The organism is Streptomyces sp. 351MFTsu5.1 (genome assembly GCF_000383655.1).
Lineage (GTDB): Bacteria > Actinomycetota > Actinomycetes > Streptomycetales > Streptomycetaceae > Streptomyces > Streptomyces griseorubiginosus.
Genome location: NZ_KB911791.1, coordinates 68,182 through 79,955, shown reverse-complemented (window position 1 = coordinate 79,955; position 11,774 = coordinate 68,182). Strand labels below are relative to the sequence as shown.

General features: G+C 71.4%; 12 protein-coding genes. 7 read left to right on the top strand and 5 right to left on the bottom strand.

Annotated elements, in window-relative coordinates:
- Position 1 precedes the first annotated feature (1 nt).
- Complete coding sequence (locus H295_RS0131520) at positions 2–1,081, top strand: Zn-dependent alcohol dehydrogenase (protein WP_028809925.1); 1,080 nt, start codon at positions 2–4, stop codon at positions 1,079–1,081.
- 44 nt (positions 1,082–1,125) lie between these two features.
- Here the strand turns inward: H295_RS0131520 and H295_RS0131515 are convergent, their stop codons facing one another.
- Both H295_RS0131515 and H295_RS0131510 read right to left on the bottom strand, forming a co-directional pair.
- Positions 1,126–2,079, bottom strand: a complete 954-nt coding sequence (locus H295_RS0131515; protein ID WP_020139333.1) for a DMT family transporter — start codon at positions 2,077–2,079, stop codon at positions 1,126–1,128.
- A 144-nt stretch (positions 2,080–2,223) separates the two neighbouring features.
- Complete coding sequence (locus tag H295_RS0131510; RefSeq protein WP_020139332.1) at positions 2,224–2,865, bottom strand: TetR/AcrR family transcriptional regulator; 642 nt, start codon at positions 2,863–2,865, stop codon at positions 2,224–2,226.
- Positions 2,866–2,932: 67 nt separating this feature from the next.
- Here H295_RS0131510 and H295_RS0131505 point away from each other — a divergent pair, with 67 nt between their 5' ends.
- From H295_RS0131505 to H295_RS0131495, 3 genes are all read left to right on the top strand, one after another.
- On the top strand, positions 2,933–4,120 hold the full coding sequence (locus H295_RS0131505) for an acyl-CoA dehydrogenase family protein (protein WP_051135639.1): 1,188 nt from the start codon (positions 2,933–2,935) through the stop codon (positions 4,118–4,120).
- Between the two features lie 59 nt (positions 4,121–4,179).
- The gene (locus H295_RS0131500; protein ID WP_028809924.1) at positions 4,180–4,467 is read left to right on the top strand and encodes a YiaA/YiaB family inner membrane protein; all 288 of its coding nucleotides are present in this window, start codon (positions 4,180–4,182) and stop codon (positions 4,465–4,467) included.
- A 314-nt stretch (positions 4,468–4,781) separates the two neighbouring features.
- Positions 4,782–5,408 (top strand): TetR/AcrR family transcriptional regulator, encoded by a 627-nt coding sequence (locus H295_RS0131495; RefSeq protein ID WP_020139329.1) that lies wholly within the window; start codon positions 4,782–4,784, stop codon positions 5,406–5,408.
- Between the two features lie 24 nt (positions 5,409–5,432).
- On the opposite strand, the gene H295_RS0131490 is transcribed toward H295_RS0131495, so the two are convergent.
- A complete protein-coding gene (locus H295_RS0131490; RefSeq protein WP_020139328.1) occupies positions 5,433–5,894 on the bottom strand; it encodes a MaoC family dehydratase in 462 nt (153 codons plus the stop codon).
- Positions 5,895–6,002: 108 nt separating this feature from the next.
- Here H295_RS0131490 and soxR point away from each other — a divergent pair, with 108 nt between their 5' ends.
- Both soxR and H295_RS0131480 read left to right on the top strand, forming a co-directional pair.
- Positions 6,003–6,500 (top strand): redox-sensitive transcriptional activator SoxR, encoded by a 498-nt coding sequence (soxR, locus tag H295_RS0131485; protein ID WP_020139327.1) that lies wholly within the window; start codon positions 6,003–6,005, stop codon positions 6,498–6,500.
- Positions 6,501–6,621: 121 nt separating this feature from the next.
- Positions 6,622–7,356 (top strand): hypothetical protein, encoded by a 735-nt coding sequence (locus H295_RS0131480; RefSeq protein ID WP_020139326.1) that lies wholly within the window; start codon positions 6,622–6,624, stop codon positions 7,354–7,356.
- Here H295_RS0131480 and H295_RS0131475 read toward each other — a convergent pair.
- Together H295_RS0131475 and H295_RS0131470 are read right to left on the bottom strand one after the other, a co-directional pair.
- Positions 7,302–8,024 (bottom strand): 3-keto-5-aminohexanoate cleavage protein, encoded by a 723-nt coding sequence (locus H295_RS0131475; protein WP_020139325.1) that lies wholly within the window; start codon positions 8,022–8,024, stop codon positions 7,302–7,304. The two genes, H295_RS0131480 and H295_RS0131475, sit on opposite strands and share 55 nt — an antisense overlap.
- 91 nt (positions 8,025–8,115) lie before the next feature.
- Entirely contained in the window at positions 8,116–8,718 is a 603-nt protein-coding gene (locus H295_RS0131470) for a hypothetical protein (protein WP_028809923.1), read from the bottom strand.
- Between the two features lie 222 nt (positions 8,719–8,940).
- On the opposite strand from H295_RS0131470, the gene H295_RS0131465 reads away from it, so the two are divergent.
- Positions 8,941–11,754 (top strand): penicillin acylase family protein, encoded by a 2,814-nt coding sequence (locus H295_RS0131465; RefSeq protein ID WP_028809922.1) that lies wholly within the window; start codon positions 8,941–8,943, stop codon positions 11,752–11,754.
- Positions 11,755–11,774 lie beyond the last annotated feature (20 nt).

Below are 11,774 nucleotides of genomic sequence, written 5' to 3'. Positions count from 1 at the left end.
CGTGGTTCGCGCAGCAGTTCTCCCCGCCGTGGGCGCTCCCCTCGAGGTCACCGACATCGAGCTCCCGGACCCCGGTCCCGGCCAGGTCCGGGTCCGTCTCGCCGCCGCCGGGGTCTGCCACTCCGACCTGTCCCTGTCCAACGGCACCATGCGCGTCCCCGTCCCGGCCGTCCTCGGCCACGAGGGCGCGGGCACCGTCGTCGCCGTGGGCGAGGGCGTCACCGGGGTGGCGCCCGGCGACGGAGTCGTCCTCAACTGGGCTCCGTCCTGCGGCAGTTGCCACGCCTGCTCGCTCGGCGAGGTCTGGCTGTGCGCCAACGCCCTCAACGGCGCCGCCGACGTCCACGCCCGCACCGCCGACGGCACCGACCTCCACCCCGGACTGAACGTCGCCGCGTTCGCCGAGGAGACGGTCGTCTCGCAGTCCTGCCTCCTGCCCCTCCCCGAGGGCATCCCGCTCACCGACGCGGCCCTCCTGGGCTGTGCCGTGCTCACCGGCTACGGCGCCGTCCACCACGCGGCCCGGGTCCGCGAGGGCGAGACGGTCGCCGTGTACGGCGTCGGCGGAGTCGGCCTGGCCGCGCTCCAGGCGGCCCGGATCGCGGGCGCCTCGCGGATCGTCGCGGTCGATGTCTCCCCGGAGAAGGAGGAGTTGGCGCGCGCCGCCGGGGCCACGGACTACGTGATCGCCTCCGAGAACACCGCCCGTGAGGTCAGGGGCCTCACCGGAAAGCAGGGCGTGGACGTGGCCGTCGAGTGCGTCGGCCGCGCCTCGACCATCCGCACGGCCTGGGACTCCACCCGCCGCGGCGGCCGTACGACGGTCGTCGGCATCGGCGGCAAGGACCAGCAGGTCACCTTCAACGCCCTGGAGATCTTCCACTGGGGACGGACCCTCACGGGCTGCGTCTACGGCAACTCCGACCCGGCCCAGGACCTGCCGGTGCTCGCCGAGCACGTCCGGGCGGGCCGCCTGGACCTCGGGATGCTCGTGACCGAGCGGATCACCCTGGACGGCATCCCGGCGGCCTTCGACACCATGCTGGCGGGCAAGGGCGGCAGGGCGTTGGTGGTGTTCTGACCGACGGCCCCCGTGGGCGGCGCACGTTCACGGGGAGAGCACGGTCACGAGGGGTCCGAGGCCTTCTCGGGCCGCGGGACCGGTGCCGTCGCGGTCGCCGCCACCGTCACCGGGCCCGCGGCGGTCCGGGCCCGGGACCGGGACACCGCCACGCCCGCCAGGCACAGCGTCCCGCCCACGAGGGTGAGCAGCCCGGGGACCTCGCCGAGCGCCAGCCAGGACATCAGGACGACCAGGGCGGGCACCGCGTACGTGGTCGCGCCCATCCGGCTGGCCGTCGTACGGGCGAGGGCGTAGGCCCAGGTGGTGAAGGCCAGGGCGGTCGGGAAGACGCCCAGGTAGACCATGTTGAACGTCGCGGAGGCGGGGGCGTGGGCCGCCTCCGACACCAGCTGCCCGGCGAACGGCAGGCAGACGACGGCTCCGACCAGGCAGCCGAACGTCGTCACCTGGAGGGGGCTCGCCGACCCGAGGGCGGGCTTCTGGGCGACGACCCCGCCCGCGTAGGCGATCGCCGCGAGCAGGCACAGCACCACGCCGAGCACGGAGGAGCCGCCCTCGTCCGTCATCGACAGGCCCACGGTGACCGCGCCCGCGAAGGACACCGCCATGCCGGCCAGCAGGCGGGGCGGCATCGCGTCGCCGAGCAGACGGGCGCCGAGCAGGGCGATCAGCAGGGGGCCGACGTTCACGACGAGGGCTGCGGTGCCCGCGTCGACCTGCTGTTCGCCCCAGTTCAGGACGACCATGTAGAAGCCGAACCAGAGGACGCCGGAGACGGCGATGCCTCGCCAGGCCTCGCGGGGCGGCAGACCTTCCCGCCGTACCAGGCAGAGCACGCCCAGGGCGAGTGCGCCGGACAGGAGCCGGCCGAGGGCCAGCGCGCCGGGGGAGTAGGCCTCGCCCGCGCTGCGGATGGAGACGAAGGCGGAGGCCCACAGGACGACGGTGACGGTGGCTGCGCCGGCTGCCAGCAGTTCGGTGCGGCGGGAGTTCATCATGCTCCTGAGGGTAGGAAGACACGGGGTCGGAAAGCTCGCGGATTTCGGACGCGTGCGTTGCCGTGCCTGTGCCCTGTGCCATCGCTGGGCCCGCGGGACGTATCGGTGGCGACCCCGGAGTTGCTCTGCCGACGGGCGCCGCTACGCCGTGCGTCCGACCTGCTCGTACTGCTGGGCGAGACCGTCCAGCAGAGCCCCGAGGCCCGTCTCGAAGGCCCGCTCGTCGATCTTCTCCTGCTGTTCCGCGAGCAGGTGGGCCTGGCCGAGGTGGGGATAGTCGGCCGGGTCGTACGCGCTCGCGTCGTCCACGAAGCCGCCCGCGAAGGAGCCGAGTGCCGAGCCCATGATGAAGTACCGCATCAGCGCACCGATGGAGGTGGCCTGGGCCGGGGGCCAGCCCGCGTCGACCATCGCGCCGTAGACCGCGTCGGCGAGCCGGAGCCCCGCCGGGCGGCGGCCGGGGCCCTGGGCCAGGACCGGGACGATGTTCGGGTGGTCGCGCAGGGCAGAGCGGTAGGAGACGGCCCAGTCGTGCAGGGCGGTCCGCCACGGTCGGCCGTCCTGGAACATCGACAGGTCGACCTGGGCGCTCACCGAGTCGGCGACCGCCTCCAGGATCTCGTCCTTCGTGCGGAAATGGTTGTACAGGGACGGGCCGCTGACCCCGAGCTCCGCGGCGAGCCGGCGGGTGGAGAGGCCCGCCAGACCCTCGGTGTCCACGAGCGCGCGGGCCGTCTCGACGATCCGGTCGGTGCTGAGGAGGGGCTTGCGCGGTCGGGCCATGGCGCACATAGTAGGGCGGCGGAAGATAAACTAGCAGTGCTAATTTAAAGTTGTCTCTCCTGCCTTCATGCATGCCTGTCTCTCACAGTGGGGTGATCTCGTGGTCGACCTGGGGCTCAGCGAGGAGCAGACCGCCGTCCGGCGGTTGGCGCGGGACTTCGTGGAGCGTGAGATCACCCCCCATGTCGTCGCCTGGGACCGCGCCGAGGACGTCGACCGAGCTGTCGTGAAGAAGCTCGGCGAGGTGGGGTTCCTCGGGCTGACGATCGACGAGGAGTACGGCGGCTCGGGCGGCGACCATCTCGCGTACTGCCTGGTCACCGAGGAGCTCGGGCGGGGCGACTCCTCCGTGCGCGGGATCGTGTCGGTCTCCCTGGGGCTGGTCGCCAAGACGGTCGCGGCCTGGGGGAGCGAGGAGCAGAAGCGGCGCTGGCTGCCGGGGCTCACCTCCGGGGAGTACGTCGGCTGCTTCGGCCTCACCGAGCCCGGGACCGGCTCCGACGCGGGAAACCTGGCCACCCGCGCGGTGCGGGACGGCGACGAGTACGTCATCGACGGCACCAAGATGTTCATCACCAACGGGACCTGGGCCGATGTGGTGCTCCTGTTCGCCCGCTCGACGGACGCGCCCGGGCACAAGGGCGTCTCCGCGTTCCTGGTGCCGACAGACACCCCCGGTCTGACCCGCCGGACCGTCCACGGCAAGCTGGGCCTGCGCGGACAGGCGACCGCCGAGCTGGTTCTGGAGGGGGTGCGGGTGCCGGCCTCCGCGATGCTGGCACCCGAGGGCAAGGGGTTCTCCGTCGCGATGTCCGCGCTGGCCAAAGGGCGGATGTCGGTGGCGGCGGGGTGCGTGGGGATCGCGCAGGCCGCGCTGGACGCGGCGGTCCGGTACGCCGGTGAGCGCGAGCAGTTCGGCAAGCCGATCGCGGGGCACCAGCTGGTCCAGGAGCTGATCAGCGACATCGCCGTGGACGTGGACGCGGCGCGGCTGCTGACCTGGCGGGTCGCCGATCTGATCGACCGCGGCCTGCCCTTCGCCGTGGAGTCCTCCAAGGCCAAGCTGTTCGCCTCGGAGGCCGCGGTGCGGGCCGCGAACAACGCGGTGCAGGTGTTCGGCGGGTACGGCTACATCGACGAGTACCCGGTGGGCAAACTGCTGCGGGACGCGCGCGTGATGACCCTGTACGAGGGCACGAGCCAGATCCAGAAGCTGGTGATCGGGCGGGCGTTGACGGGTGTGTCGGCTTTCTGAGTACGGGCTGAGTACCTGAGCGGATGTGGCCGCGGTCGCGGTCGGCCGAGACTCTGTCCATGAGTGAGACACCGGTCAAGCAGCAGAACACGGCGGCCTTCTACGGACAGGCCGTCGCCTCCTTCGGCGTGGCCATGGCGGCCACGGCCATCGGTATCTTCCGGCTGAACGCGGATGCCTGGGTGCGGGGGTTCCTCGCGATCGCCGTCCTGTACCTCGTCACCTCCGCCTTCACCCTGGCCAAGGTGATCCGCGACCGCCAGGAGGCCGGACAGATCGTCAGCCGGGTCGACCAGGCCCGCCTGGAGAAACTCCTCGCCGAACACGACCCCTTCGAAAAGCTCTGAGGCCGCGCCGCCCCCGGCCCTCCGTGTGCCGCCACCCCGGAGGGCGGGGACGTCGGCCGCCTCGGGATGCGCACGGGCCCGCCCTTCCCCGGCAACCACGCCCCTGGTGCGGTGGAGGCCGGGCCCCGTCGGGCGATGTGAACTCCGGCCCCGCCGACCCTCTGATCGGCGTCCGCGCCCCGTGCCCTCCCGGCGCCGCCTGTCCTCCTCGACCTGTCAGCCCTCCCGCCGTCCCGCGTCCGAGCGGGGAGGCTAAGCGGTTGCTCAGGTTCGGCGGTATGGTGGGGGCTCTGAATGGTGGAGAGGGGCGTGCGATGAGTACGGCGGAGGAGACGGCCGACGGCGAGACGTCGGCGTGGGGTGAGGTCACGCCCGACGCGGCGCGGCGGCTGCTCGTCGCCGCGGTGGAGGCGTTCGCCGAGCGCGGCTACCACGCCACCACGACCCGCGACATCGCGGGCCGGGCCGGAATGAGCCCCGCCGCGCTCTACATCCACTACAAGACCAAGGAAGAGCTGCTCCACCGCATCAGCCGGATCGGCCACACCAAGGCCCTGGAGATCCTCCAGGTTGCCGCCCGCCGCGAGGGCACCGCCACCGAGCGGCTGACCGACGCCGTGAGCTCGTTCGTCCGCTGGCACGCCGGCGGCCGTACCACCGCCCGGGTCGTCCAGTACGAACTCGACTCCCTCGGCCCCGACGCCCGCGCCGAGATCCTCGACCTGCGCCGTCAGTGCGACGCCGTGGTGCGCGGGATCATCGAGGACGGCATCGCCTCCGGCGAGTTCGACGTCCTCGACGTCAAGGGCACCACCCTCGCCGTGATGTCGCTCTGCATCGACGTGGCCCGCTGGTTCAACGTCGACGGCCCCTGGACCCCCGACGAGGTCGGCGCGCTCGACGCCGACCTCGTGCTGCGGATGGTGGGGGCGGCGAAGTAGCCCCCACGGGCCCGACCGGCGGCCCTACAGGTAGTACCGCGACACCGACTCCGCCACGCACACCGGCTTGTCCCCGCCCTCGCGCTCCACGCTGAAGGCCACGGTGACCTGCACACCGCCCGCGACGTCGTCGACTCCGGTGATCCGCGCGGTGGCGCGCAGCCGGGAGCCGACGGGCACCGGCGCCGGGAAACGGACCTTGTTCGTCCCGTAGTTGACGCCCATCTTCACGCCCTCGACCTTGATCAGCTGAGGCCCGAAGAGCGGCAGCAGGGAGAGCGTGAGGTAGCCGTGCGCGATGGTCGTGCCGAAGGGGCCCGAGGCGGCCTTCTCCGGGTCGACGTGGATCCACTGGTGGTCGCCGGTGGCCTCCGCGAACAGGTCGATGCGCTTCTGGTCGACCTCCAGCCAGTCGGTGTACCCCAGCTCCTCGCCCACCGCAGCCTTCAGGTCGTCCGCGCCCGTGAAGATCCTCGGCTCTGCCATGTCCCGGCCTCCTCGCCCCATCATGTCTAAGCGACTGCTTAGCATGGTCGGCCGGAGGGTCCCTGTCAACGGACTCGCGGGGGTGGCGGCATGGGTAGGGTTCGAGGGGTGCCCCAGATTCCCGAGAAGATCCACGAGCTCACGGTCGGCCAGCTCGCCGCGCGCAGCGGCGCCGCCGTCTCCGCCCTGCACTTCTACGAGTCCAAGGGGCTGATCAGCAGCCGCCGCACCACCGGCAACCAGCGCCGCTACTCCCGTGACGCACTGCGCCGGGTCGCCTTCGTCCGGGCCGCGCAGCGGGTCGGCATCCCGCTGGCCACGATCCGCGACGCCCTCTCCGAGCTCCCCGAGGAACGCACCCCCACCCGTGAGGACTGGGCGCGGCTCTCCGAGGCCTGGCGCTCCGAACTGGACGAGCGCATCAAGCAGTTGAACCGTCTGCGCGACCACCTCACCGACTGCATCAGCTGCGGCTGCCTCTCCCTCGACACCTGCGTCCTGTCCAACCCGGACGACGCCTTCGGCGACCGTCACACGGGGTCACGCCTGCTGGTGCAGCAGAGCGGGGAACGGCAACCGAAACGGGCGGCGGGGGAGTGCTGCTGAGCCACGACGGCGGTCACCGAGCCTCGGGGAAACCACTGGTTCCCCCTCCAGGGGCCTGGTAGCGTCGCGATCTTCGGCCGGCGGCGACACCGCGTCCGGAGTCCTGACGGGACGAACTCCCATGACCTCACAGGCCCTTGCCGTGGCCCTCGCCGACATCGACACCGTCTTCAACGGCTTCGCGAGCCCCACCGAGACCGGCTGCGAGCGGTGTTACGGGCCCGAGGAGACCGCGTATCTGCGCACGCCGTACACGCGGGTGCCCGCCGATCTGGTCCGCCGGTTCGTCTTCGAGAGCCCCGGTCACTTCGAGGACCATCCGGCGGTGATGCGCCGCCTCCTCCCGCAGGCCGCGCACGCCATGGCCGACGGCAGCCTGGACGGCATCGGCTGGGCCCATCACGGTCTGAGCCGCGTCGACTGGCGGGCCTGGCCGACGCGACAGGCGGGAGCCGTCGAGGCGTTCGTGCTGGCCTGGTGGGAGGACACCCTCACCAACCCCCAGCCGCCGTACCCCGTCCACGACGTGTTCGAGACCTGCGCCGTGATCCTGGACGACATGACCCCGCTCCTCGACCGTTTCCGGGACGGGCCCGTCATCGAGGCGCACCTCGTCAGCTGTGCGAGCGACTGGCTGTACCACCTGATCGCCGACGCCTCGCCGTGGCTCTGGTGGGACCACGACGACGAGGCGCCGGTGCTCGCCGCCCTCCGGTCCTGGCTGGCCGCCCACGCCCCCGCACGCCTGCGCGCCTGTGGCGAGGCCGACCTGGCCGTCCAGGCCGAACTGCTCGCCCTGCCCTACGACGAGCGCTGGGCGCACCCGTACTGGACCAGCCCCTCGGCCACCAACTGAGCGTTGGACAGCGCCCGTTGCCCGTCCGGCAGAACCAGCGTGTCCTCCAGGCCGACCCTGGTCGCGAGCCCCAGCCGCCCGGCGAGCCGCAGTACCGGCCAGGCCCCGGCGTCCTCGCCGTGCAGCAGCACCGGGCGGCCGTGAGCCGGGCCCAGGTCGGCGAGGAGCCGGTGCGCGGCGGCCTCTGCCGCGTCCGTGTCCGCCACCTCCGCGAGCACCCGCAGCACCCTCGGTCCGAGCGGTGACCTCGCGAACCGGGCCGCCGCATCGGTCCCCGACCAGATACCGGCCTCCACGCCGACCCCGCGCTCGATCAGCGCCGCGGCCACCGACTCGGCACCCGGCTCGTGCCAGTTCACCGAGGCGTGGTCGGGCAGCACGGTCCACTCCCGGACGCGGGCGAGCCGCGCCGCGGGGTCCGGCTCGGACCAGGCGCCGGTGGTCACACCGACCGGGACCGGGACCCGGGCCCTGATCGCCTCCAGCGTCGCCGCGACCACGCGCGGCGACAGGCTGTCCTGTCCGCACGGCGTCTTGGGGTGGACGTGGATGTCCGTCGCGCCGGCCGCGACGGCCTCGGCCGCCGACTCGGCCATGGCCTCGGGCGTCAGCGGTACCGCCGTCCCGTCGGCCGCCCCGCGCGGACCGTTCAGACACACCTGCACCATCACTCGATGATGCCAGTCGGTACCGACAGTCCCGACGGCCCGACAAACAGGGGGTGCGGCATCCCCGGCGCACCCCCAGCGCGCACCTGCTCTAGGCCGACACCAGCAGCCGTCCGCGCCTGGCGTCCGCCAGGGCCTCCGGGGTGAGCACGGGCCGCGGCACCAGGATCCCGCAGTCCACGCAGACCGGACCCGTCGAGGGTTCGTGGTCCAGTTCGTACTTCCAGACGAGCCGCTCCCCGTCGCACACCGGGCACACCGCGCCCGGCTCGCGCTCCAGCGCGGAGATCAGCCGGCGCAGCACCTCCGCCAGCGGCTCACCGGGGTGCACCCGGGGGTCGTCGCACCACGCGACACCGAACCCGCCCCAGGTCAGCCGGTGCCAGTCGTCCACACTGCCCGGCCTGCGCAACCCGTCGTGCTTCTCCTTCTTGCGCCGCTCGGCGAACTCGACCTCGTAGGCCAGCCAGACCGAACGCGCCTCCTCCAGTTCCTCCAGTGCGGCCACGAGCCGCGCTGGGTCGGGGGAGCGGTCCTCGGGACCGAATCCTGCCCGGGAGCACAAGTGGTCCCAGGTCGCCCTGTGCCCGTAAGGAGCGAACCTCTCAAGGCACTTGCGCAGTGAGTAGCGCCGAAGCGCCAGATCGCACCGCGGATCTCGCACCTGTCTCGCCAGACTCCGGAAACCGGCCATCGCCCTGCACCTCCGTCACACCTGCACCTGTACTTCGGTCACTTCGGCGTCGTCGTTCGGACTTCGCCGAATAGACGTATCGACAAGCGATTTGGCTCCATCCGATTTCCGATGCCCTCCATAAGCTCACGCACCCCTGTCAAAACTTGACGCATGTTCATCTTCAATCTCGGGGATACCGGCGGTAACGTCCCCGCACACCCCCCGTCGGTTGGAGCTGCCATGCCTCGCCGTAACCCGCGCACCCTCCTTGACAGACTGAGAACTCCCGGCAGACTCTCCGGGTTCCTGAAGTCGGCATCCATATGCGTCCTGGTTGCAGGTCTTTTGTCCCCGCTCGCACAGACCTCGGCCACCGCGCAGACCGAGGCCACCGCGACGACCGCGGCAGCGGCCGCCTCCAACGACTACTGCGGCGGCCAGTGTTCCGACATCCTGCCGCCCGGTGAGAACGGCAACGCGACCCTCGCGCAGGTCCTCCTCAACCAGGCCTTCGGCACCCAGCCCGACCACGCGGAGGACCAGCTCGGCCCCTACGCCAACCTGGCCAAGGGCTACCCGAGTCTCACCAACTCCACGATCAACACCTTCTTCAACGACGCCTCCTTCGGGGTCCCCTCCGACCAGGTCGCCTCCACCCTCAGCCCGGCCGGCCGCACCGACGTGACGATCGTCCGCGACAAGAAGACGGGTGTGCCGCACATCACCGGTACCACCAGGTACGGCACCGAGTTCGGCGCGGGCTATGCGGCGGCCCAGGACCGGCTGTGGCTCATGGACGTCTTCCGGCACGTGGGCCGGGGCCAGCTGACCGGCTTTGCCGGCGGGGCGGCCTCCAACCAGGGCCTGGAACAGCAGTTCTGGCGCAACGCCCCCTACAGCGAGGCCGACCTCCAGGCCCAGATCGACAACGCGGTCGCGGCCAACGGCGCCCGGGGCCAGCAGGCCCTCGCCGACGCCAACGCCTACATCGCCGGCATCAACTCCTACATCGACGCCTCCGACAGCGGCCGCTACTTCCCCGGCGAGTACGTCCTGACCGGACACAAGGACTCGATCACCAACGCGGGCACCATCGACCACTTCAAGCTCACCGACCTGGTCGCCCTGGCCTCCGTCATCGGCGCCCTCTTCGGCTCCGGAGGCGGTGGCGAGGTCAACAACGCGATCTCCCTGCTGGCCGCCCAGCAGCAGTACGGCGTGACGAAGGGCACCGAGGTCTGGGAGTCCTTCCGGGAGCGCAACGACCCCGAGGCCGTCCTCACCGTCCACAACGGCGAGAGCTTCCCCTACGCCACCAAGCCCGCCGACCCGCAGGGCGAGGCGCTGCCCGACGCCGGTTCGGTGAACACCGAGCCGCTGGTCTACGACGCCACGGGCACCGGCGCCGACCAGAGCGCGACCGCCGCCTCCGCCACGGCCACCGCGAACGCCCTCACCTCCGCCAAGCGCGGCATGTCCAACGCCCTCGTGGTGAGCGGGAAGTACACGGCCAGCGGCCACCCGGTCGCCGTCTTCGGGCCCCAGACCGGCTACTTCGCCCCCCAGCTCCTGATGCTCCAGGAGATCCAGGGCCCGGGCATCAGCGCCCGCGGCGCCTCCTTCGCGGGCCTGAGCATGTACGTCGAACTCGGCCGCGGCCAGGACTACTCGTGGTCCGCCACGACCTCCGGCCAGGACATCATCGACACCTACGCCGTCGAACTGTGCCAGGACGACTACCACTACCTGTACCACGGCACCTGCACGGCCATGGACAAGATCGAGCAGAAGAACTCCTGGACCCCGACCACGGCCGACGGCACCGCCGCGGGGTCGTACACGATGCGGGTCTGGCGCACGAAGTACGGTCCCGTCGAGTACCGGGCGACCGTCGGCGGCAAGAAGGTCGCCTACACCACCCTGCGCTCCTCCTACATGCACGAGGCCGACTCGATCATCGGCTTCCAGATGCTCAACGACCCCGACTACGTGAAGAGCCCGGGGACCTTCCAGAGCGCGGTGCAGCACATCAACTACACCTTCAACTGGTTCTACGCCGACTCCTCGCACACCGCGTACTACAACAGCGGCGACAACCCCGTGCGCGCCTCCGGTGTCGACGCCGAGTTCCCGGTGTGGGCGCAGGCCGCGTACGAGTGGCGGAACTGGAACCCGACGACCAACACCGCCGACTACACCCCGCCCTCCGCACACCCCAACTCCATCGACCAGGACTACTACATCTCCTGGAACAACAAGCAGGCCAAGGACTACACCACCGCGTCCTGGGGCGACGGCTCGGTGCACCGCGGCAACCTGCTGGAGGACCGGGTCAAGAAACTGGTCGCCGCGGGCGGGGTCACCAGGGCCGCGCTGGTGAAGGCCATGGCCGACGCGTCCCTCACCGACCTGCGCGCCGAGGACGTCCTGCCCGACCTGCTCAAGGTGATCAACAGCTCGACGGTCACCGACTCCACGGCCGCCGCCGCGGTCACCAAGCTCCAGACGTGGCTGACGGCAGGCGGCAAGCGCACCGAGACCTCCGCCGGTTCGAAGAAGTACGCCGACGCCGACGCGATCCGCATCCTGGACGCGTGGTGGCCCCTGCTGGCCAAGGGCATCTTCGAACCGGGCCTCGGCACCGCCCTGTACACCGACCTCCAGGCCAACCTGCCCGTCGACGAGTCCCCGTCGGCCGCGCACGGCCCCACCGGCTCCCACGCGGGCAGCTCCTTCCAGTACGGCTGGTGGAGCTACGTCGACAAGGACGTGCGCGCGGTGCTCGGGGAGAACGTGCAGGGCCCGCTGGCGAACAAGTACTGCGGCGGCGGCAGCCTCAGCGCATGCCGGGACATCCTCGTCAGCACCCTGAAGACCGCGTCCGGCAAGACGGCGGCCCAGGTCTACCCGGGCGACAGCCTGTGCTCGGCGGGTGACCAGTGGTGCGCCGACTCGATCGTGCAGCGCACCCTGGGCGGCATCAAGCACTACAACATCAGCTGGCAGAACCGTCCGACCTTCCAGCAGGTGGTGGAGTACACCTCGCACCGGTAACACCGTCTCGCAGTAAGGCT